The organism is Halomarina litorea (assembly GCF_024227715.1).
Taxonomy (GTDB): Archaea; Halobacteriota; Halobacteria; order Halobacteriales; family Haloarculaceae; genus Halomarina; species Halomarina litorea.
In genome coordinates this window covers 360,680-381,680 of sequence record NZ_CP100448.1, presented here as the reverse complement: position 1 = coordinate 381,680, position 21,001 = coordinate 360,680, and the positions used below count along the sequence as shown (strand labels likewise).

The 21,001-nt window shown below is 67.4% G+C and carries 24 protein-coding genes, 2 tRNA genes, 2 rRNA genes and 1 pseudogene; 17 read left to right on the top strand and 12 right to left on the bottom strand.

Going from position 1 to position 21,001, the window contains the following annotated elements; all coding sequences use genetic code 11:
* Positions 1-9 precede the first annotated feature (9 nt).
* The gene (locus NKG96_RS02040) at positions 10-1,083 is read left to right on the top strand and encodes a DUF4352 domain-containing protein (RefSeq protein WP_254536797.1); all 1,074 of its coding nucleotides are present in this window, start codon (positions 10-12) and stop codon (positions 1,081-1,083) included.
* A 4-nt stretch (positions 1,084-1,087) separates the two neighbouring features.
* On the opposite strand, the gene NKG96_RS02035 is transcribed toward NKG96_RS02040, so the two are convergent.
* Positions 1,088-1,810 (bottom strand): DUF5806 family protein, encoded by a 723-nt coding sequence (locus tag NKG96_RS02035; protein WP_254536796.1) that lies wholly within the window; start codon positions 1,808-1,810, stop codon positions 1,088-1,090.
* A gap of 75 nt (positions 1,811-1,885) precedes the next feature.
* Here NKG96_RS02035 and NKG96_RS02030 point away from each other — a divergent pair, with 75 nt between their 5' ends.
* The gene (locus tag NKG96_RS02030; RefSeq protein WP_254536795.1) at positions 1,886-2,254 is read left to right on the top strand and encodes a universal stress protein; all 369 of its coding nucleotides are present in this window, start codon (positions 1,886-1,888) and stop codon (positions 2,252-2,254) included.
* Positions 2,251-2,796 (top strand): GNAT family N-acetyltransferase, encoded by a 546-nt coding sequence (locus tag NKG96_RS02025; protein ID WP_254536794.1) that lies wholly within the window; start codon positions 2,251-2,253, stop codon positions 2,794-2,796. The genes NKG96_RS02030 and NKG96_RS02025 overlap by 4 nt, the downstream gene beginning before the upstream one ends.
* Before the next feature lies 1 nt (position 2,797).
* On the opposite strand, the gene NKG96_RS02020 is transcribed toward NKG96_RS02025, so the two are convergent.
* A complete protein-coding gene (locus NKG96_RS02020; RefSeq protein ID WP_254536793.1) occupies positions 2,798-3,178 on the bottom strand; it encodes a universal stress protein in 381 nt (126 codons plus the stop codon).
* Between the two features lie 118 nt (positions 3,179-3,296).
* On the opposite strand from NKG96_RS02020, the gene NKG96_RS02015 reads away from it, so the two are divergent.
* From NKG96_RS02015 to NKG96_RS02005, 3 genes are all read left to right on the top strand, one after another.
* Positions 3,297-3,641 carry a DUF7344 domain-containing protein gene (locus tag NKG96_RS02015; protein WP_254536792.1) on the top strand — a complete coding sequence of 115 codons (345 nt, stop codon included), beginning with the start codon at positions 3,297-3,299 and terminating at the stop codon, positions 3,639-3,641.
* Between the two features lie 126 nt (positions 3,642-3,767).
* Positions 3,768-4,187, top strand: coding sequence for a universal stress protein (locus NKG96_RS02010; RefSeq protein WP_254536791.1), 420 nt, complete (start codon positions 3,768-3,770; stop codon positions 4,185-4,187).
* 296 nt (positions 4,188-4,483) lie between these two features.
* Entirely contained in the window at positions 4,484-5,620 is a 1,137-nt protein-coding gene (locus NKG96_RS02005) for a DHH family phosphoesterase (protein ID WP_254536790.1), read from the top strand.
* A 40-nt stretch (positions 5,621-5,660) separates the two neighbouring features.
* On the opposite strand, the gene NKG96_RS02000 is transcribed toward NKG96_RS02005, so the two are convergent.
* The 3 genes from NKG96_RS02000 to NKG96_RS01990 all read right to left on the bottom strand — a co-directional run bounded on the left by NKG96_RS02000 (position 5,661) and on the right by NKG96_RS01990 (position 7,021).
* Positions 5,661-6,101 (bottom strand): DUF5807 family protein, encoded by a 441-nt coding sequence (locus NKG96_RS02000; RefSeq protein ID WP_254536789.1) that lies wholly within the window; start codon positions 6,099-6,101, stop codon positions 5,661-5,663.
* Positions 6,102-6,181: 80 nt separating this feature from the next.
* On the bottom strand, positions 6,182-6,604 hold the full coding sequence (locus tag NKG96_RS01995) for a DUF7112 family protein (RefSeq protein WP_254536788.1): 423 nt from the start codon (positions 6,602-6,604) through the stop codon (positions 6,182-6,184).
* A gap of 3 nt (positions 6,605-6,607) precedes the next feature.
* Positions 6,608-7,021 (bottom strand): 30S ribosomal protein S6e, encoded by a 414-nt coding sequence (locus NKG96_RS01990; RefSeq protein ID WP_254536787.1) that lies wholly within the window; start codon positions 7,019-7,021, stop codon positions 6,608-6,610.
* A gap of 209 nt (positions 7,022-7,230) precedes the next feature.
* Here NKG96_RS01990 and NKG96_RS01985 point away from each other — a divergent pair, with 209 nt between their 5' ends.
* From NKG96_RS01985 to NKG96_RS01960, 7 genes and pseudogenes are all read left to right on the top strand, one after another.
* Positions 7,231-7,548: a hypothetical protein gene (locus NKG96_RS01985; RefSeq protein WP_254536786.1), complete on the top strand. Its 318-nt coding sequence runs from the start codon at positions 7,231-7,233 to the stop codon at positions 7,546-7,548.
* An 83-nt stretch (positions 7,549-7,631) separates the two neighbouring features.
* A complete protein-coding gene (locus NKG96_RS01980; protein ID WP_254536785.1) occupies positions 7,632-7,985 on the top strand; it encodes a hypothetical protein in 354 nt (117 codons plus the stop codon).
* Between the two features lie 50 nt (positions 7,986-8,035).
* On the top strand, positions 8,036-8,347 hold the full coding sequence (locus NKG96_RS01975) for a WNWW family protein (protein ID WP_254536784.1): 312 nt from the start codon (positions 8,036-8,038) through the stop codon (positions 8,345-8,347).
* 45 nt (positions 8,348-8,392) lie between these two features.
* On the top strand, positions 8,393-9,661 hold the full coding sequence (locus NKG96_RS01970; RefSeq protein WP_254536783.1) for an MBL fold metallo-hydrolase: 1,269 nt from the start codon (positions 8,393-8,395) through the stop codon (positions 9,659-9,661).
* Between the two features lie 37 nt (positions 9,662-9,698).
* A complete protein-coding gene (locus NKG96_RS01965; RefSeq protein ID WP_254536782.1) occupies positions 9,699-9,848 on the top strand; it encodes a hypothetical protein in 150 nt (49 codons plus the stop codon).
* A 139-nt stretch (positions 9,849-9,987) separates the two neighbouring features.
* Positions 9,988-10,092 (top strand): annotated as a pseudogene (locus NKG96_RS20850) (hypothetical protein); the annotation flags it as partial.
* Positions 10,093-10,164: 72 nt separating this feature from the next.
* Complete coding sequence (locus NKG96_RS01960; RefSeq protein WP_254536781.1) at positions 10,165-10,449, top strand: DUF6360 family protein; 285 nt, start codon at positions 10,165-10,167, stop codon at positions 10,447-10,449.
* Positions 10,450-10,482: 33 nt separating this feature from the next.
* Here the strand turns inward: NKG96_RS01960 and NKG96_RS01955 are convergent, their stop codons facing one another.
* Positions 10,483-12,219 (bottom strand): nitrite/sulfite reductase, encoded by a 1,737-nt coding sequence (locus NKG96_RS01955; protein WP_254536780.1) that lies wholly within the window; start codon positions 12,217-12,219, stop codon positions 10,483-10,485.
* Positions 12,220-12,380: 161 nt separating this feature from the next.
* Complete coding sequence (locus NKG96_RS01950) at positions 12,381-12,701, bottom strand: DUF8134 family protein (RefSeq protein WP_254536779.1); 321 nt, start codon at positions 12,699-12,701, stop codon at positions 12,381-12,383.
* 309 nt (positions 12,702-13,010) lie between these two features.
* Between NKG96_RS01950 and NKG96_RS21235 the strand changes: the two genes are divergently transcribed.
* From NKG96_RS21235 to NKG96_RS01940, 3 genes are all read left to right on the top strand, one after another.
* Positions 13,011-13,130, top strand: a complete 120-nt coding sequence (locus NKG96_RS21235) for a DUF8595 family protein (RefSeq protein WP_497007239.1) — start codon at positions 13,011-13,013, stop codon at positions 13,128-13,130.
* The gene (locus NKG96_RS01945; protein WP_254536778.1) at positions 13,120-13,275 is read left to right on the top strand and encodes a DUF8595 family protein; all 156 of its coding nucleotides are present in this window, start codon (positions 13,120-13,122) and stop codon (positions 13,273-13,275) included. The genes NKG96_RS21235 and NKG96_RS01945 overlap by 11 nt, the downstream gene beginning before the upstream one ends.
* A 72-nt stretch (positions 13,276-13,347) precedes the next feature.
* Complete coding sequence (locus NKG96_RS01940; RefSeq protein ID WP_254536777.1) at positions 13,348-14,013, top strand: DUF7119 family protein; 666 nt, start codon at positions 13,348-13,350, stop codon at positions 14,011-14,013.
* Here NKG96_RS01940 and NKG96_RS01935 read toward each other — a convergent pair.
* Positions 13,998-15,308 (bottom strand): M20/M25/M40 family metallo-hydrolase, encoded by a 1,311-nt coding sequence (locus NKG96_RS01935; protein WP_254536776.1) that lies wholly within the window; start codon positions 15,306-15,308, stop codon positions 13,998-14,000. The genes NKG96_RS01940 and NKG96_RS01935 overlap by 16 nt on opposite strands.
* A gap of 87 nt (positions 15,309-15,395) precedes the next feature.
* Between NKG96_RS01935 and NKG96_RS01930 the strand changes: the two genes are divergently transcribed.
* A tRNA-Lys gene (locus tag NKG96_RS01930) sits at positions 15,396-15,469 on the top strand.
* A gap of 433 nt (positions 15,470-15,902) precedes the next feature.
* Here the strand turns inward: NKG96_RS01930 and NKG96_RS01925 are convergent.
* From NKG96_RS01925 to NKG96_RS01910, 4 genes are all read right to left on the bottom strand, one after another.
* On the bottom strand, positions 15,903-17,084 hold the full coding sequence (locus NKG96_RS01925; RefSeq protein ID WP_254536775.1) for a DUF8231 family protein: 1,182 nt from the start codon (positions 17,082-17,084) through the stop codon (positions 15,903-15,905).
* A 311-nt stretch (positions 17,085-17,395) separates the two neighbouring features.
* Positions 17,396-17,470 (bottom strand) — tRNA-Cys (locus NKG96_RS01920).
* 229 nt (positions 17,471-17,699) lie between these two features.
* Positions 17,700-17,818: ribosomal RNA gene (gene rrf / locus NKG96_RS01915) — 5S ribosomal RNA — on the bottom strand.
* 106 nt (positions 17,819-17,924) lie between these two features.
* A 23S ribosomal RNA gene (locus NKG96_RS01910) occupies positions 17,925-20,838 on the bottom strand.
* Positions 20,839-21,001: the final 163 nt, after the last annotated feature.

Genomic DNA, 21,001 nt, shown 5'->3' with positions numbered 1-21,001 from the left:
TGACGATTGATGGTAAATTTTGACAGCCAGTCACGTCGCACGTACCTCCAGTCGGTCGCTGCGACGGGTGCTGCCCTCGCGCTCGCAGGCTGTGCGTCGGACAGCGACGGCAACTCCACGGGCGGCGATGGGGCGAACGAGTCGGGACAGGACGGTGGCGGACAGTCGAACGGAAGCGGTGAGGGTGGTGCCGACGACAGTTCCAGTTCCGACGACGGGCAGTCGGGTGGGTCGGAGACTGCCGCAGTCGGTGAAGTGGTCTCGAACGAGAAGCTCGCGATGGTCGTGACGAGCGTGGAGTCCACGAAGAAACTCGGGGAGTTCCAGGAAGCGGACGAGGGGAACGTCTATCAGGTCGTCCAGATGGAGGTGAAGAACAAGACGTCGGACGAGTTCGTCAACTTCTCCGGGTTCCTCCAGTCGCGCGTCAAGGACGACGAGGACCACGTCTACGACCAAGCTATCGCCAGCACCGGCAGCGGCTCCGACTTCGGCTCGGGACAGCTCGCTCCGGGAGAGGTCGAGCGTGGGAACCTCGTCTACGAGGTCCCCGAGAGCGCGGGCGGACTCTCGCTCCAGTTCGACTTCAGCGCGTTCGACCTGTTCGAACTCGACCGCGTCACCGTTACCCTCGGCGAGGAGGCGGACTCGATAGGCGACCTCCAGCAGGACCTCCAAGTCGACGTGAACTCAGTTGGAGACACCGTCAGCCACGAGGACGTCACCGTGACGCTCAACAACGTTCGCACCACGGACGAACTGGGAGAGTACACGAAAGCCGACGAGGGGAAGCAGTACGTCATCCCGGACATCAGTGTCGAGAACGGCACGTCTGAGGCGCTCAACGTCTCCATCAGCCTCCAGATGGGCGTCAAAGACGGTGAGGGCAACTCCTACACCGTCGACATCGGGAGCTACTCGCAACTCGACCAGAAGTTTGCACAGGGGTCGGAACTCGCCGGCGGCGAGACTCGACGTGGCGAACTCTCGTATCAGGTCCCGAAGGACACGGAGACGCTCTACTTCACCTTCGAGTTCTCGCTGCTCGAACTCGGCGACAAGGCGTTCTGGCAGTTGAACTAGCCGGTCAGTCCTGTTCCTGTTCGCGGAGGTCCGCGCTCGCGGCGCGCACCTCCCGCATGACGCTGGAGATGCGCTCTTCGGCCTCCAGTTCCTCCTCGACGCTCAGGTCGACGCCCTCCACTTCGAGGAGGAACTTCGCCACCTCGGTGGCCTCGTACATCACGTCGTCCAGTTCCTCGGCGGTGAAGAAGTCGCACATCGCGCCGTAGAGAAACGTCGCGCCCGCCTTCCGAATCTTGTCCTCGAAGGCCGAGCGGGCCTGATTGACCGCCTGTGGCGTGTAGGTGTCCTCCATGAACGGGACGAGTTCGGGGAGGTTCTTCCCGATCTTCGTCATCTCGACGCCCGTCTCCGTGCGGAAGTCCGAACAGAGGCGCGCGATGGCCCACTCGCGGGCCGTGATGTACGTCCGGTCCCGGAGGAAGGTGTTGGCGCGTTCGTAGCGCGCGCCGTCGATCTTCTTGAAGCGCTCGTACTTGCGCACGTCCTCCGGGACCTCCCGGGACCCCTCCGAGTCGGTGGACGCGGAACTCTCGTCGGTGGTCTCACGGTCCGCGCTCGCGTCCCTTCCGGCGTCGGCCTCGACGTCGTCTCCCCCGGCGTCGTCGGCCTCCGTCCGCTCCTCGGCGGGGGGTTCGGGGGCGTCGGCGGGGGTAGCTTCGGGCGGCGCGTCCTCGCGGTCGGTGGGTCCTGCGGGGTCGTCGTCCGGCGGCGACTCGTCGGTCATACCCCCTCTCGATGCTTGTGGTGAAAAAGCGTGTCGTCCGGGACGCTTTTGCTCTCGGCCGGTAGAGTCACCTCCATGCGAACGCTGGTCGGCATCGGTGGAAGCGAGGACTCCCTGCGGGCACTGGAGGTCGCACTGGCCCGCGCCGCGGCGGCCGGCGACGAGGTGACGGTCGCCGTCGTCGAGAACCCCGACTCGCCGCTGTCGGTCGAGGAGGTCGAATCACGCGTCCACGACCACCTCGAAGCGGAGGGCCTCGACGCCGAGGTGTGCGTCCTCGAGGGACACGCCGGGAGCCAACTGGTCGACCTGGCCGACCGCGAGGGGTTCGACCGCATCGTCCTCGGGGGCGGCGAGACGAGTCCGCTGGGGAAGATCAACATCGGGAGCATCGGCGAGTTCGTCCTGTTGAACGCCAAGACCTCGGTGACGCTGATACGATGACCGCCGACCGCATCTACCCCGACGAACCGGCCGGGGACTTCGACCGACCGCCCCTGCGCTTCGCCGACCGGGCGGACCGACCCGTCGTCGTCCGGCGACTGGAGGGCGAGGCCGACCGGGAGGCGCTCGTCGAGATGTACGTCGCCTTCGACCCCGAGGACCGGGCACAGGGCATCCCGCCGACCGGCGAGGCCCGCATCCGCGAGTGGCTCGGGCACATCCTCACGGAGGACTGCATCAACGTCGTCGCCGAACACGAGGACACGCCGGGGACGGACCTCGTCGGGCACGCGACGCTCGTCCCGGACTCGGAGGGAGCCTGCGAACTCGCCATCTTCGTCCTCAACGACTTCCAGAACGCGGGCATCGGGACCACCCTCATCCGGGGACTGCTCGGCGCGGGGCAGGCCGATGGCGTCGACCGCGTCTGGTTGACCGTCGAGCGCTGGAACAACGCCGCCATCGCCCTCTACCGGAAGGTGGGCTTCGAGACGAGCGGCACCGAGAGCTTCGAACTGGAGATGTCGCTGCGACTCGCCTGAGTCAGACCGACAACACCGGCTGTTCCGCGTACTGGAGGACGTAGCCCGCGGCCTTTCCGAGCAGGTCCGAGGGGTCCTCGCGGGGGACGACGATGAAGTCCGCCCCGGCGTCCTCGCTGGCGTCGAGGACGACGCTCCCCGGGTGGTGCGAGAGGTGGGAGGTAGAGAACCCGTACGCCGAGGAGTGCGTGAGCGGGACGTCGCCGGCGGCCGCCCGCGTCGCGACCATCAACTGCTCCGTTCGGCCGTCCTCGACGTCGTCGACGACGTAGAGCGCGTGGACGCCCCCGTCGTAGCGGTTCGCGATGGCCGCGGCCACCTCGACCGCGCGAGCGGACTGGGAACTGCCGTCGACGGGCACCAGCACCGTCTCGATGTCCATACGTGAGCACTCCGCGAGCGAGGGCAAAAACCCCGTGGTCGTCAGGGTGTCGCGCCCGCTCGCGTCGGCACGCGGCCGGAGGGCTTTTGTCAGTCGGCTCGAACGGGCCACCGTCCCCATGACGGTCCCCTCCGTACGTATGCTCCCCCCAGAGACAGCGTTCCGACTCGTGACGAGCGAGCGACGGCGGCGCGTCCTCGCCGTCCTCTTCGACGCCGGGCGAGCGCTCGACGAACGCAGGCTGGCCCGCCGGGTCGTCGCCCGCAGCGAGGATGCTGACCCCGTGTCGGTGGCCGACGAGCGAGTCGACGAGATGTACCTCGCGCTTCGACACGGTGACCTGCCGAAACTCGACGACGCCGGGGCGATAGTCCACCACGACGCGGCCGGCGAGGTCGAACTCGGCCCCGCGAGCGACGACCTGCGCCCTCTGCTCCGGTACGCCCGCACGGGCGAACTGTAGCGCTCCGCCCCCTCGGGCGCTCCGAACCGCGTCGGGCGGTCCGGGGGGACGGCGACCCGGCGACCGTGCCCGCGCGGGGGCGTGTCGACCACCGGCTATTAGAGGACCCCACACAGAGGGTGTGGTATGTTCGAGACGGTGGTCATCGCGACCGACGCCAGCGCGAGCGCCGAGCGGGCGGTCGCGACCGCGCTCGACCTCGCCGAGCGGTTCGACGCCGCGGTACACGTCCTCTCGGTGCTCGACGACGACGACGCGGAGCACGAACAGACGGTCCGGACCACGTTCGCGCGCTTCAGCGAGCGGACGGACCGCCCGGTGACGACTGCCGTGCGGCAGGGCGACCCCGTCGAGATCATCGTCGGGTACGCCGAGCGCGTGGACGCCGACGTCGTCGCGACGGGCACCCGCGGACGCGACGCCCCCTTCTCCTATCACCTCGGGAGCGTCGCCGAGGCCGTCGTCCGGGAGTGTCCGGTGCCCGTGTTGACCGTGCGAGAGCTCCGCGGTTCGGAAGGCTCGGAGAGCCCGAGAACCGCGGAGTAGCGAGCGAGGAGAGACGACTCGTGAGCTGCGGGATTCGAACGAGCGAAGCGAGTGAGAATCCCGGAGTGGCGAGCGGCGACTGGGACGGGACGGCGGAGTCGTCCCGCTGAAAACCGGCGGCCTGCGGCCGCTGGTAGTGAACGGAGCCGCGAGCTGCGGGATTCGAACGAGCGAAGCGAGTGAGAATCCCGGAGTGGCGAGCGACCGAAGAGCGCCGCGAGCTGCGCGACTCGGAGCGAGCGCCCGGAACGCCCACGAACCACCGGGTTGATTGCGCCGGGCTGTCTCGACAGTCCATGGACGACACACTCTACGACGACCTGCCGCTCTCCCGGAAGTCCGTCATCCCCGGGGCGGGCTTCTTCGCCCCCGACCGCGAGGGACCGCCCGAGGAACGAATCGCGGCGCTCGAACGCGCGGATGCGGTCGTCGTCGCCGACGGTGACGCCGACGGACTGGGCAGTGCGGCGCTCGTCCGCGAGGCCGAGGGCGACCCGGTCCCTACGGCGGACCTGCTCGACCCGGAGGAGACGGACGCGGTCTACGAGGGGACGGTCGCCGTCGTCGCCGCCTCCCCCCACTGGTTCCCCGAGGCGTTCGAACAGGTCGTCGAGCACGCCCCCGAGGGCGTCACGGTGTACGTCTGCGACCTCTGTCCGGACGGCGAGGAGGACCTCGAGTCCCTCCCGGACCTCGCGGCCCACGCCGACGACGTCCACTGGTTCGACCACCACCAGTGGGACGACTCGCTGACGAAGCGGGTACGGGCGGCGGGCGTCGACCTCGTCGTCGGGGAGTCCGACGAGGAGTGTACCACCGACGTGGCCCTCCGGAGTCTCGACCACGACTTCGACGAGCGATACGAGACGCTCGCGGCCGTCACCCGCGACCACGACCTGTGGCTCCGCGAGGACCCGCGGAGCGACGACCTGGCGGACTTCGCCTACTGGGTGGGAAGCGAGACGTACGTGGCGACGGTCCGCGTCCACGGGGCGGACCTCCCCGAGGTGGCGACGGACTACCTCGAAGCGCGGCGCGTCGAGAAGCGCGCGCTCGTCGACCTCGCCGTCGGACGGGCCGAGTTCCACGACGTCGACGGCGTCACCGTCGCCGTCACCTACGGCCGGTGTTCGCAGAACGAGGTCGCGGAGGCCCTGCGCGAACAGGGGTCCGACGCCGCCGTCATCGTCAAACCCTCCGGGAGCGCCTCCATCCGAGGTACCGACGAGTTCCAGCGGTGCCACGAGGTGGCCGGACGGGTCGGCGGCGGCGGCCACCCGAAGGCCGCCGGGTGCAAGCCCGACATCTACGACGACATGCTCGACTACGCCCACCACTGGACGACGCGCGGCGCGGTGACCAAGCGCGTCATCCTCGAGGCCTTCGAGGACCTCCCCGACGAGGACGACGAGGGCATCGAGAGCGAGCGCTAGGCGGGGAGAACGACTGCCAAAAGGGGGCTTTCGGCTGCTCTTACGCGTCGCCGACGACCCACCGGTCCGAGTAGGCGGTCCCACAGGAACAGGAGACGTAGGCGTGGACGACGGTGCCCTCCTCGTAGATGCCGCCGACCTCCTCGTTCTGTGCCTCGGCGAACGCGAGGACGAACTGCGCGCGGTGGTCGGCGTCTGGTTCGTCGTCGTGAGCGCTCGGGCAGGTGCCGCCGGTGAGGTCGTCTGCCACCTCGCCGTCGGTCTTCATCGCGGCCCCCGCGAAGTCCATCGCGCCCATGCCGGTCGCACGCTGGAAGACGCTGCGGCCCTGGTCGCCGGGGAGGACGAGGACGACGCCGTCGTCGACCCGTTCGCCGTGGGCCGCGAGGGCGTCAACGTCGTCGGCGTCCTCGCCCGCGACGTAGATGAGGACGTCGTCGGGGCGGTCGCCGTCGAGGAACTCGCGTCGTGGGGTGTCCATACGCCGACTACAGACAGGAGACGGAAAAGCGCCGCTGTTCGGGGCGAGCGTGACGGTTCGCGCGGACGGACCCGCCGGAACTACTCGTCGAGGTTGCGGGCGATGTCCGCGAGCGAGTCGTCCGGACCGGGCGAGGCGGTGTAGACGGCCGTCTCGCCGGGCGCGCGGACGCCGAGGAGGTCGGCTTCGACCACGTCGACGTGGACCGAGCGGCCGAACTCGAGGTTGCGCTCCTCGACCCACTCCGCGAGGTGGCTCGACCCCTCGCGTTCGCGGGCCATCCGGGCGTTCTCGTAGACCCCGCGCACCTCCGGGACGCCGTCGAAGTCCACGTCGACCAGCGTGTGGTACGTCCGGCCGTCGAGGACGATTCGAACCGGCCCCTCCGGCACCGACAGGTCCTCGGGGAGGACGATCTTCGGGCGGTCGGTGCGGCCCGCCCGCGCGAGTGTCGCGCGGTGGGTCGACACGGAGGAGTGGTCGTGCGGGATGCGGTCGGACACTGCTTACTCGTCGTCGGCCTCGGCCTCGTCGTCGCCGTCGAGACCGAGGAGTTCGTCGACCGACTGGCTCCCGCGCTCGGATATCTTGGCGTTGATCTGTCGGGTCTCCTCGCTGATCTCGCTCCCGCGGACGGTGACGCGCTTTCGCTCGCCGTCGACCTCGGGCTCGAAGCCGACGCCGCCGGTCAGCAGGACCGCCTTGAGGTTCGGGCCCGCGACGTCGCCGCGCATCGGGCGCCCGGCGTTGTCCGACCCGCCGGTGATCTCGAGCGTGTAGCCGTCGAGGCCGACGCTCCCGCCGTCGACCTCCTCGCCGATGCTGCGACCGACGAATCGGTTCGCGTCCTGTCCCTCCACGTCGAACTGGTGGGTCGTGCCGTCCTCGGGGTCGGCGACGACGACCTGAAACTCAGCCATACCGGGTGTGAATCGACGAGTGGCAAAAAGGGTACTGAAACGCTCGTTCGCGTCCCGACGCCCCGACCTCAGGGGCGGCGCGCGACGACCCCGGGCCGCCGGCCCGGAGATGGTGACGTGATGGGGGGAGGGTGACCCGCTCACCAGACCGCCCGTCGTTACTGGGCCGTTACGGAGAGGATATGCTCATTGCTAGCGGATATACGACCGTGCAACCGACGAACACCGGCCGTTCCCCGGCGTACGACGACGCCTCGTACGCGGCGGACGCGGCCGTGGCCGCAAGCGACCGGGAGGAGTGGCGGCGGGTCGCCACGCTCGTCCGGACGGTCCTCGACGCCATCAAGCAGGCTCCCTACGGGACGCTCGTCGAGCGTGCGCGGGCGCTCGGTACCGATGTCCTCGCGGTACTCGGCCGCGAGCGCCCCGACTACCGGCGGGTCCGCCGCCGGCTCTACGAACTCCGCGGCGCCATCGAGGCACTCCAGCGCCGCGCGCTGACCGACGAACTCCGCGGCTCCGCGTGAGACTCCTTGTGTACCCCCGCGGGCGTCGCGAGGCTACGGACGTAGCTGGAAGCGACCTCCCGCTGGGCGCGTGACCTCGTAGCATGCCGACCGACCGACCGGCGTACGACGGGGCGGCCTACGCCGTCGACCGGGCCCGTCGCCACGCTCGCCTCGCCGAGTGGAAGCGCGTCGCCCACCACGCCAGCGAGGCCCTCGACGACGTCCAGACTGCACCGTACCCCCACCTCACCGAACGGCTCCACCGACAGGCGACCGACGTGGTCCTCTCGACGAAGCGCTCCACGCCCGACGCCGAGCGAATCCAGCGACGCCTCCGCGGGATGGCCGCGACCGTCAGCGAGATGCACGTGCTCGCCGTGCGGGGGACGACGATGCTCCCCGACGGGTTCGACGTCCGTACCGGGACGGAGGGCGACGGCGACCCCCGCGAGTGACGCCGGACGGCGGCCGCCGCGACTAACCCGGCCGGGCACCGACGGGACCCATGGACCGCGAGGAACCCACGAACCGCGAGCGGTTCGAGCGGGCGCTCCGGGCCGCGTTCGACGGGTCGCCCGACGAGTTCCGGGCCGTGAGCCGGGAGGTGACCGACCTCGCCGACTCGGGACGCTACGCCCGCGACGCGGGCCACGACCTGACTCCCGAGACGGTCGTCTCGCACCTCCGGGACGCCCCCGACGAGGGGCTGCCCGAGAAGTGGAACTGGTGGCTCGGGTCGCTCGCGCTCGCCTACGGCGAGGGCGGGGACGACGACGCGGGCTACGCCGAGTTCCAGGTGTGGCGCGTCGAGCGCTGAGTCGAACCCGACGGACACAAGCGCCCGCGCGGGCAACGAGGCGCAATGGAACTGCGCTTTCTGGGCGGCGCGCGCGAGGTGGGCCGGAGCGCGGTGCTCGTCGACGACACGTTGCTCCTGGACTACGGGATGGCGAGTACGAACCCGCCGAGCTACCCCGTCGGGTCGCCCGACCCGGAGGCGGTCGTCGTCTCGCACGGTCACCTCGACCACGTGGGGGCGCTCCCGGCGCTCCTCTCGGGGCGGGCCAGACCGCCCGTCCACTGGACGCCGCCGACGCGGGAGTTCGCGCTGACGCTCGCGCGCGACACGCTGAAACTCCACGGCGGCACCCCGCACTGCCCGTTCACCGAGACGGACGTGGCGCGACTCACGCAGGTCTCCGAGACGCACGGCTACGGCGAGTCCTTCGAGGCCGCCGGCTACGAAATCACCCTCTACAACGCAGGCCACATCCCCGGGAGCGCGCACGTCCTCGTGGACGATGGAGACGCCCGACTGCTCTACACGGGCGACTTCCACGTCGGGAACCCCGAACGACCGCGCGCGCCCGCCCCGGAGAACGGCCAGCGACTCGTCGCGCCGAGTACGGAGCGGCCCGACGCGGACGTCGTGATATGCGAGTCGACGTACGCCGACGTGACCCACGCGGACCGCGCCGAGACGGAAGAACGGTTCGCGCGGGCACTGCGCGAGACGGTCGTCGGAGGCGGTACCGTCGTCGTCCCCGCCTTCGCCATCGGGCGGACACAGGAGGTGTTGCTGGCGTGTGCGGCCAACGACGTGGAGTGCTACGTCGACGGGATGGGAAAGCGCGTCACCCGGATGCTGAACTCCCATCCCGAGTTCGTCCGGGACGCCGACGCCCTCCAGCGTGCCACCTCGCGCGCCCGGTTCGTGACGGGGCGCGACGGACAGCGCAAACGAATCGCCGCCCAGAACACCGTCGTCGTCACCACCAGCGGGATGCTCTCGGGCGGCCCGGCGATGACGTACGTCCCCGAGATTCGCGGCCACCCGACCAATCTCGTCGCGTTCGTGGGCTACCAGGTGGAGGGGACGCCCGGTCGGGAGTTGCTGGAGACGGGGAGCGCCGAACTCGACGGGCGGGTGATGCCCGTCGCGGCCCGCACCGACCTCTTCGAGTTCTCGGCGCACGCCGACCGCCCGGGGCTGGAGTCGTTCCTCGCGGACTACGAGGACGCACGGGTGCTCTGCAACCACGGCGACCGATGTGCGTGGTTCGCCGGGGAACTGCGCGAAGCGGGCTACGACGCGAGCGCCCCCGAACTGGGTGAGACGGTGACGGTGTAGTGCAGGCTTTTCCCGGCGCGCGACCCACGTCCGAGCGATGAGTGATGACGACGGCCCGCCGCGGGTCTGTCCCCGGTGCGGGGCGGTCGACGCCTACGTGAAACGCTACACGACGGGCGGCGGGTGGCGCGTCCACGCCTACCGCTGTTCGGAGTGCGGGCGGACGGTCCGTCCGGACGGCAGGTGACCCCGACGACAACGTCCCGTCGTCGGAGCGCCAAGCGTGTGCGTCATGTCCGACCGAATCCTCGTCCTCACGGACGTTCACGAGAGCTCTGCTCTCGTGAGCCAACCAGAACGCGACGCGTTCTGGTGACGGGAGCGACTGCGCGCGGGCGGCCGCCGACCACGCCATCGGCCTCGCGCACGACCACGGCGTGACGGTCCACGCCCTGTACGTCCTCCACCTGCGTCCGTACGAGGCGGAGTGAGGAATGCTCGACCACCCGGTCGAGTCCGCCCCGACCCGCCACCCTTACCTCCCGGTCGCCCCACGTCGAGCCATGGCAGACCGAATCATGAAGGTCAACGCCTACACGACCCTCGACCTGCTGGACGGTCGAGCGGAGGGCGCCGACTTCACCGACGAGGGCCTCGCCGTCCTGAACGTCACCTCGCCGCGAAAGCACCCCGACGAGGTCACCCTGCAACTGGAAATCGACCCCTCCGACCTCGACCACCTGACGGCCCACGCCGACAGCGTGACGCTGACGCCCGACCAGGCCCGGACTATCGCAGCCGACCTGGAGAAACACGCCGCTCGCGTCGAGGAAGCACAGGAAGAGTAGGGAGAACGGAGCGAAGCCGAAGTAGCGCGCCGGTCAGTCCGCCCGCGTCGGGGCGGCGTCCATCGAGTCGTCCTCGGCGTAGGGGTACCACGTGCGCTTCGTGTTGTGCATCATCGGGTCCTCGTAGGACGTCTCCTCCGGTTCCGCGAGCCCTTCGAGATCGTCGGGGTCCGTCGCGGCGATGAAGTCGCGGAAGCTCTCGGACTCGTCCTCGCGTTCGGCCTCGTACACCCGGAGCAGGTTGTCGACGTAGCCGGGCACCTCGTCGGCCGGGACGCGCATCTCCGCCCACTCGGCGAACTGCGGGTTCTCCCCGAGGCCGCCGCCGAGGCCGATGTCGAACGCCTCGACGGGCGTGCCGTCCTTGCGCGCCTTCATGCCGCGCAGGGAGATGTCCGCTATCTGGGGCTGGGCGCAGGAGGCGGTACAGCCCGAGAGGTGGATGTGGAAGTCCTCGACGCCCGAAGGCAGGTCGACGTTCTCCTTCAGCCAGCGGGCGTAGCGGACCATCCGGTTTTTCGTCTCGACGATGGACAGCGAGCAGAACTCGGTGCCCGTACAGGCGATGGAGCCACGCATGAACGGGTGAGGGTCCGGCGAGTAGTCGTCGAGGACGGACTCCGCGAGGAAGTCGTCGAGGTCCTCCTCGGCGATGTCGGCGACGATGACGTTCTGGCGCTGGGTGAGACCGATCATCTCGGAGCCGTACTCCTCGGCGAGGTCGGCGAGGTCGATGACGTCCTGTGCACCCATCCGGCCCGTGAGCACCGAGAGGCCGACGAAGTGCTGCCCGTCGTTCTGTTCGTGGACGCCGACGTAGTCGCCGGGGGCGTCCGCGCGCCCGGCGTTGTAGTCGTACTCGTGGCGCAGGTCCTCGCCCGCGGTGGGGAGGTCGTAGTCGATGTACTCCTCCTGGAGGACGTCGCGGACCTTCTCGGGACCCCACTCGTCGACGAGGAACTTGATGCGGGCGTTGAAGCGGTTGTCGCGGTCGCCGTGGTCGCGAAAGAGCGCGGAGAGGCCCGCCGACACCGTCGTGACGTCCTCGGGGGCGCAGAACACGTCGATGTCGCGGGCGAAACGCTCCTCCTTGCGGGCGAGGCCGCCGCCGACCCGGACGTTGAAGCCGTGCTCGCCGTCCTTGACGGCGGGTTCGAACGCGAGGTCGTTGATGTCGCCCTGGCCCGCGCCGCGGGTGTCGCCCGTGACAGAGACCTTCCACTTGCGGGGGAGGTTCTCGTAGGCGGGGTTGCCCTTGAACTCCTCGTTGAGTTCCTGCACGATGGGCCAGACGTCGAGATGTTCGTCGGCGTCCCGCCCGGCGACAGGCGACCCGACGATGTTACGCCAGGAGTCACCGCAGGCCTGGATGGTCGAGAGACCGTGGGCCTCCAGTTTCTCGAAGATGTCGGGGACGTCCTGCAGTTGAATCCAGTGCAGTTGAATCGACTGCCGAGTGGTGACGTCCACGTACGCCGCCCCGAAGATGGGGTTGTCGGCGGGACCGCGGGCGTACTCGTCGGCGATCTCCCCGACGACGCGCAGTTGCTCGGGCGTCATGCGGCCCATCGGCGTCCCGATGCGCATCATGAAGTTGCCGTCCTGTCCGTCTCGCTGGTGGTACAGCCCCCACCACTTGAAGCGCTCGAACCAGGCGTCGTACTCGTCGTCCGGGATGGCGTCCCACCCCTCCTCCGCGAACTCGAAGAGATGGTCCCGGATTTCGGGACCGTAGACCTCGTCCTTCCACCCCTCGACCTTCGATGGCATGTGAAGCGAGATGGGTTCCGCACCTAAACCCCCCCGCGTCGCGTCAAGGTTGGCGGGGACTTCGCCCCTCCGGAGAATATTGCCGCCACCCGCAGTCCGTCCGCGGCCGCACGCACGAGGCAGGAGGGCGGGGGGCCGCGGACGGACCGCCCGGCTGTCTCTCAGTCCGCGACGGGTCGGGGCCGGTGGACGGCGTCGGGGTCGACGGCCCGGAACGCCCCCGTCTCCGGGTCGGCCCGGCCGATGGGAATCCAGCCCGTGACGCCCTCCGCGCCGCAGGCGATGCACTGGCCGGCGAATCGCACGGTCACCGTGGGGGGCTCGACGCCCACGTCGACGAACCCCTCGGCGAGGACGTCGGCCACCTCGCAGGTGCAGAAGTCGTGGTCGACGAGTCGCCAGAGGTCGCTGACGCTCATGACACGCTCGTCGTTGACGCTCACCCACGCGCCGTCGTCCAACTGGTGGATAGCGGTCGCCACACACCCGCTTGTGGCTCGGCGGACATACCCGCTCGCGCGTCGGCAACGACTGCCGAGCGTCATCGAATCCGACGACACCGGAAATCCGGTCGAACCCGCCGCCCCCCGTCGGTTTCCCCCTCGCACTGCCGTCTCCGATAGCGGCAATGATTGTTGGGACGGCGAACTACTGGCCAGCGTTACTGCCGAGAGCGGGCTTATGAGCGGTGCGTTCGTACGGTGAGTCGATGATAGCACGAGAGTCACCGGCGGGGACCCGCCAGCACGTCTCGGCGGACGTCGCGCCGGAACTCTACGAGGAGGGAACCGATGAGTAAGTCGAGCGAGACGCCCGACGAAGAGGTCGACACGAGCCACCTGGAGGACGTGGAGGACGGGTGTGGCTGTGCCGAAGTGTGGGACCACCTCAGCGAGCAGCGTGGCGACTGACCGACCCGAGGGGGCGACCGACGAGGAGCAAGCCGACGCCCGCGACGAGGAGGAGGACGTCGATACGAGCCACCTCGACGACATCGAGGACGGGTGTGGCTGTGCCGAAGTGTGGGACCACCTCAGCGAAGGCCGCGACGACTGATCCCCATGCTGACTGACGGCCGGCAGACACACCCCCGAGACGTTTTTGCGCCCGCCCCTCGTGAACACTCCAATGAGTGACGGCGACGAGCCGCCCGCGGACCGCGAGTCACCGGTCGGCCAACCAGTCATCCGCGGTGACCCGGCGGTCATGGGCGAGCGGGCCCGACAGGCCGTCGGGTTCGACCCGAGCGACCCGGAGAGCCTCGCGCTCGCCGCCGAGACGGTGGCCGCCTTCGCGAACAACACCGCCGGGGCCGACGACAACGTCTACATGCTCCGCGGGGCCGCCGCCTGCGCCGCCCTCGTCCGCGGCGAGGGCTCGTACAAGGCCGCCGCCGAACGCGCGGGCGAGGACGTCACCGTCTCGTTCATCCGCAAGTGGGCGCGCGTCCACGACCTGCCCCGGTCCGTGCGACGGTACGTCGCCACCGGGCGCATCGCCCCCACCGCCGCGAAGCACATCGCGCGCGTCCACGGCGACGCCCGCTACCAGTTGGCGTGGGCCGTCCTCGACCACGACCTCACCGTCAGGCAGGTCCGCGCCGCCGCCAGCGACATCAACGACGGCGAGAGCGTCGAACGCGCGCTCCGCCGACAGGGCGCGAGCGTCGGCGATATCTCGTTATCGCTCGAACCCTCGACGTACCGCGAACTCCGACGGCGTGCCGCGGTGGCCGACAGCGACCCCGAGGCGGTCATCGCTGAGGCACTGGCCGAGACTCACGAGGAGAGGTAGACCGCCGCCGCCGCGGACAGCACCGCGCCCGCCCGTTCCACGTCCGGCCAGTGAATCGTCTCGTCCGGGAAGTGCGCCTCCTCGATGCTCCCCGGCCCGAACAGCACCGTCGGGACGCCCGCCTCGACGTAGTGGCGCGCGTCCGCGCCGTAGGTGACCCCGCGTGGCTCGTCGTCCGCGAGGCCGTGGGTCGCCATCCCCGCCTGAACCGCCCGGACGACGGGTTCGTCCGGCGATATCTCGCTCGCTTCGAACTGGATACCGGAACGGTCCATCGAGAGGTGGTCGGCCAGCCACGGGTCCGCGTCGGCGAGCGACGCGAGGTGTTCGCGGAGCGCCGTCTCCACCTCCGCCACCGTCTCGCCCGGGGCGACGCCGACGCGCGCCTCCGCGACGAGGTGGTCGGGGACCGTCGACGCCCACTCGCCCGCCCGCACCGTCCCGACGACGACAGGCCACGCGACGGGAAACGCCTCGTACAGCGGGTGGGTCACCGACTCCTCGCGTTCGGTCTCGAAGTCGTCCAGCGCCGCCCGGACGCGCTCGAAGTGCGGGAGGACGGACTCGCCGCGCCAGCGCGTCGCGGCGTGGGCCGACCGACCCGTGAGTTCCAGTTCGACCATGAGACTCCCCTCGCTGGCCACGACGGGCGTGAGTTCGGTCGGTTCGGCGATTATCGCGGCGTCGCGCCCGAAGGGGTACGGGGAGTCGAGTGCGGCGGCCGCTGCGCCGATACCCCCCTCTTCCTCCCCCGCGACGCTCTCGACGACGACGCGCCCGTCCACGTCGACCTCGCCCGCCTCCGCCCGGTCGCCGAGCGCGCGGGCGGCGTAGACGCACGCCGCCAGCCCCGACTTCATGTCGGCCGCGCCGCGCGCCGTGAGGTCCTCGCCGTCCCACGTCGGGGTGAACGGGTCGCTCTCCCACTGCCGCTCGTTCGCGGGGACTGCGTCGCTCGCCCGCTCTTCGCCCCCGCTCGAGTATCTCGCAGGGACGACGTCCACGTGGCCGTTCAGAACCAGCGTGCGCCCCTTTCCGGAGCCGAGTTCGAGGACGCCCGCGACGCTCGGGCGGTCCGTCGTCGAAATCTCGGCGGGGTCGTCGGGGAAGGAGTCGTGGTCCGCGAGTCGTTCGGGGTCGGCCGTCCACTCGTACGTCTCGAAGCCCAGCGCGTCGAGGTGGCCGCGGACGAACGCCTGCACCGCCGCCTCGTCGCCGGGCGTCGACGCGAACGAGAGCAGTCGCTCGACGAACGCGCGGCAGTCCGCGCCGTAGCGTGTCGCGAAGTCGGCCATACCTCGGAGTCGGTCGGACCCGACCATGAGGGTGGCGGCGCGCCAATCGTAACGGTTTAGCGCCGTCCCTCGGAACGTTGGGGCGAAGGGCTGGTAGCTCAGTTAGGGAGAGCGTCTGGCTTTTAACCAGACGGCCGGGGGTTCAAATCCCTCCCAGCCCGCTTCTGCGAGGAACGGACGCGACGAGTGGAGCGGTAACGGGAGCAGTAACGGGGGATTTGAACAACGAGCACGCGCGCAGCGAAGCGAGCACGTGCGAGTGGGGTTCAAATCCCTCCCAGCCCGCTTCTGCGAGGAACGGCAGTGGAGAGCGAAGCGGCTACAGATGATTTGAACTGGGGGGCGAGGCGAACGGACGTGAGGCGAGCGACCGGAGTTCAAATTCCTCCCACCCCGTTTTCCTGCGAACGGCAGTGAGCAGTGAAAACGCTACAGACGGCGTTTGAACCGACGGGCAGGGTCCGAACCACGTCGGAGCCGATCGGGTCGGTGGCGAACGAACTGCGAATCGCTCGTCGTCCCGAGAGTCGACCGGGACACCGGGGACGCGTCGCTCGACGAGCAGGGAGCCGTCGAAAGAGAGGCGGCCCGGAGTCAGCCGCGGACGGGGATGTACGCCAACATGAGGACGAGGAAGCCGGCGAGGCCGGAGATGATGATGATGCCCCACATGCCGTTCATCCGGGTGTTGAAGGAGTTCTTCAACTGGTTCTGTCGGTTGTACTCCTCGAAGTTCTGGGAGAGTTGGACCTCGACGGAGGTGTTGTTGCCGTGGCCCTCCGTGATGAAGTTCGCGATGTACGTCTCGCCGTTGGCGAGCGTGACGTTGCCACCCTGTTCCAGGTCGGCGTCACCCTCGCGCGGGGCCGTCCACGCGATGGTCGCCGTGGTGTTCGTGACGTTCGCCACCTGCACCGTCCGGTTCTGGTAGGTGAAGGTGTCACCCTCGGTGAACCGCTGCTGGTCGGGCGTCGAGAGGTACTCCGACAGCGGGACGAACGTCCCGTTCGAGCGGTAGCGGACGAACTGCTCGCCCTCCGAGGTGACCGTCGAGTTGTACACCGCGGGGTCCGACTGGAGGATGGACTCAACGTCCTGCTGTTCGGTCAGCACGAGCGCGCCGGGGGCGGGTTCGAGCGCGCTACTCGACGACCCGTTGGAGGCGTTCCCGGACTGGTTGCCGCTCTGGGAACCCGAAGCGTTGCCAGACTGGTTGCCTGAGGCGTTGCCAGACTGGTTGCCGGTCTGTGCGGCGGACGCGCTCGTCGCGTTGGCACCGGCGGAAGCGTTGCCCGAGGCGTTCCCCGACCCCGAACCGTTGCTCGGGGCAGCCGTGCCGTTACCGGAGTCGGTCGCGTTGCCGGACTGGTTTCCGGACTGGTTTCCCGACGCGTTGCCGGAGCCACCGGTCGTCGGAACCGCACTCGTGTTCGGCGCGGCGCCGACCGTCACGAGGTACGAGCCGTTGTTGTACTCCAACGAGGACCCGTTCTGGAGCGTCTCGTTGAAGGAGGCGTTCTGGACGGTCCACGTGATAGCGCCGGCGGGGTGTGCCCCACCGCCGCCGCCGTGGCCGCCACCGCCCGACGACTCCTCGATGCCCAGTTCACTGACGTTGTATCGTTGGCCGTCGATGACGAAGTTGTCGCCCTGCGAATACGTTTCTTCCTCCTGCAGGTTGATCTCGGGAGCGTCCGCGAGCGCGATGACGGAGTACGCGCTCGCTCCCATGACGAGGAAGAAGACGAACAGGGCCGCGGCCGCTCGTCGCTGCATACATGAGGCGACGAAAGCGCCGCGTATATCGGTTGCGTTCCCGCGCGCGGACGACTCGCACGGCTCACCGGGACGGACACCGGAGCATACGGTCCACACCCGGGACTCGTGGTCGGCAAGCGGGCCTCCACAGGGGTGGACGCCACCCGGTAACGGGCGTCGACCGGGGTGCGGGGAGTGACGCCTCTCACGGTGACCGACACTCGTCGAGGACCCGTCGAAGGGAACCGAACTCGAGTGTGGACCGGTACTCACTCGTGGGTCGAACGCCTCCGTCGTCGTCTGCTGTTCGTGGAGGGTTCGAAAGAAGAAGCCAAGGGCCGGATTTGAACCGGCGTGTAGCCGCTCTGCAGGCGGCCGCGTAAACCGGACTCTGCCACCTTGGCGCAGATGTCTCTACTGGAAGGATGCGAATAAGGGTAGCGGTCTACAGCGACCGCTCCTCGTGTGTGACAACCGAGAGAGCGACCAGTGCGGCCGCTCTCGGATGATTGGATAAGGTATGAATGGATGGCGGCGAACCACCAGCTGCGGGCGTCTACAGACCGATCTCCGTGTCGACTGGGGCGAACCCTGGTCTACTGCGGATCACGATCCTCGGCCCGTGCTTGGCCACCCTTGCGGGTCAGTTTTCCCAGAGGCTCGCGCACTCCAGTACTCGCTGGAACGCAGGTGGGCTTATCTTCCGTGTTCGGGATGGGTACGGGAGGAACCCCACCGCTGTGGCCGCCTTAACGCCGACGCGCGGAATCGAACCGCGTCTTGTCAAGGACCACTGTCGGTCAGAGTACGTGCGATCCAGTTAACGCCTGGACCCGTTCATGGGTCACAGTGCAGTATGAATGGTGGCTTCGATCTGTTAGTGCTTGCGGGCTGAACACCTCGTTACCTCGGTGCGTACACCCCAAGTCTATCGAACTCGTCTTCTACGAGAGATCTCAGCGGTGTCTCTTTTCCATGTGGGTTTCGAGCTTAGATGCATTCAGCTCTTACCCCTTGTCGCGTAGCTGCCCGGCACGTGCCTTCTCAGACAACCGGTACACCAGTGGCGACCATTCGTAGTTCCTCTCGTACTATACGAACGTTCACGTCAGACACCAATACACCCCCAATAGATAGCAGCCGACCTGTCTCACGACGGTCTAAACCCAGCTCACGACCTCCTTTAATAGGCGAACAACCTCACCCTTGCCCGCTGCTGCACGGGCAGGATGGAGGGAACCGACATCGAGGTAGCAAGCCACCGGGTCGATATGTGCTCTTGCCGGTGACGACTCTGTTATCCCTAAGGTAGCTTTTCTGTCACTTATGGCCCGCATCAGGCGGGCTCATAAGATCGCTAGACCACGCTTTCGCGTCAGCGTCACTCGTTAGGCATGACACTGTCAGACCATCTTTTGCTCTTGCGCTCTTCTCCGGGTTCCTGACCCGGATGAGATGGCCTTAGGGCGCGCTCGATATCTTTTCGAGCGCGTACCGCCCCAGTCAAACTGCCCGGCTATCGGTGTCCTCCTCCCGGAGTGAGGGTCACAGTCACTGACGGGTAGTATTTCACTGATGGCTCGGTGGCCCGCTAGCGCGGGTACCTGTGTAACGCCTCCTACCTATGCTGCACATCAGCGACCATGTCCCAGCGACAGCCTGCAGTAAAGCTCTATAGGGTCTTCGCTTCCCCTTGGGGGTCTCCAGACTCCGCACTGGAACGTACAGTTCACCGGGCCCAACGTTGGGACAGTGACGCTCTCGTTGATCCATTCATGCAAGCCGCTACTGAAGCGGCAAGGTACTACGCTACCTTAAGAGGGTCATAGTTACCCCCGCCGTTGACGGGTCCTTCGTCCCATTGTACTGGGTGTTCAGATACCCGCACTGGGCAGGATTCAGTGACCGTACGAGTCCTTTCGGATTTGCGGTCACCTATGTTGTTACTAGACAGTCGGAGCGTCCGAGTCACTGCGACCTGCCCCTTTCCGGGGCAGGCATCCCTTATCGCGAACTTACGGGACTAATTTGCCGAATTCCCTAACGTCGGTTGTTCCCGACAGACCTTGGCTTTCTCCGCCACGGACACCTGTGTCGGTTCTTGGTACGGTCGCTGTACTTGCCTTTTCACGGGCTCCGGGTTGACCTGAGTTGCCCTATCTCGCCGTTCACCCGCTTCGTGCCATTACGGCTTCCACGGGTTTTGACGATTCGACCGGGCGAAAGCCCGGCTCAGGCGACCCTGAAGCGTCAGCGTTCAATGTACAGCGGCACTGGAATATTAACCAGTTTCCCTGTTTGTGCTGCTCGAATTACGACAGCACTTAGGACCGGCTAACCCTCAGCTGACGAACATTGCTGAGGAACCCTTGTCCGTTCGGCCGTCGGGATTCTCACCCGACTATCGCTGCTACTATGGCCAGGATTTTCGTCGCCGATCGGTCCACCCGAGCTCTCGCCCGTGCTTCCACCCGATCGGAGCGCCGACCTACGGGAACACGCTGTAAGGCGTGCCGCCGGGTCTCGGTGATGGACTTGAGCCCCGATCATTTTCGGCGCCTCGAACCTCGGCCGGTAAGCTGTTACGCTTTTCTTAGAGGGTAGCTGCTTCTAAGCTCACCTCCCGGCTGTCTAGGGCTCGAGACCACCTTCAATCGCACTTAGTCCATACTTGGGGACCTTAACCCAGCTCTGGGTTGTCTCCCTCACGGTGCACAAGCTTACCCCGCACACCGGACTCCCTGCGTCCACGGCGTTCGTAAGTTCGGAGTTTGACAGGGGTGCCGACGCCTCTCGGCGTCGGTCGCCCCAATCGGTCGCTCTACCTCACGAACTACCTCAGCAGAGGTCATGCTTCGACATGTTTCGGTCGGAACCAGCTGTTACCGGGTTCGATGGGCCTTTCACCCCTACACACAGGTCACGAGAGGGTATTGTAGGACACCAACTCTAACAGGCCTCCACATGGCTTTCGCCATGCTTCGCCTTGCCTCCGTGTAGATCACCCGGATTCGGGTCGTGTCCGATTGGCTCCCCGCGCTTGAACACGGCGGCCCTCGCAATGCTGCGGCCATGTCGGTTTCCCTACGCCTTCCCCGATACTCGGGTTAGACTCGCCAACCAGACACACTCCCTGGCTCGTTTTTCAAAACGTACGACGGAACACCGGCTCCGTCTGCCTCCTACTGTGGGGTCGCCCCCAGGTCGTTACGCAGACGGCCTTTCGTGCCCCGTCGCTCTATCGCCACATGATTTCAAGCTCTATTGCACCCCCCTTCTCGGGGTACTTTTCAGCGTTCGCTCACGCTACTTGTCCACTATCGGTCTCGAGTAGTATTTAGTCTTGGCAGTTGATGCCTGCCATCTTCACGAGGGATTTCCAACCCCCGTTACTCTGGAACAGACCCACGACCGCTCGCCTACGATACGGGGCTGTCACCCTGTATCGCCCTCCATTCCAGGAGAGTTCTCGCAAGCGATTGGTCGATTACGGTCAGTCCGAACACCACATTGCCCGAAGGCTTCGGTTTGGACTGTGTCGCGTTCACTCGCCGTTACTAACGACATCCCATTCGGTTTCTTTTCCTGTCCATACTGAGATGTTTCAGTTCTGGACGTTCCCCATTGCGCAAAGCAATTGTAAAGGGATTCCCATTAGGAAATCTGTAGTTCTTCGCCTCCGTGCGGCTCCCTACAGCTTATCGCAGCTTGGCACGTCCTTCGTCGGCACTCGAGCCGAGCTATCCACCATGTGGCACAGTAGCCACGATGATAATATAATGCTCTGGACCACGATGAACGGGTCCAGTGAGCGCCTGGATCGCACGTACACACGGTTTCATACACACGTCCGGAGACTAAACGGACCTGCGTCGACCCTTCCCATCCTCGCTTGCACGGGATGGTGCATCTGTCTTCATCGGAACGAGTGCCCG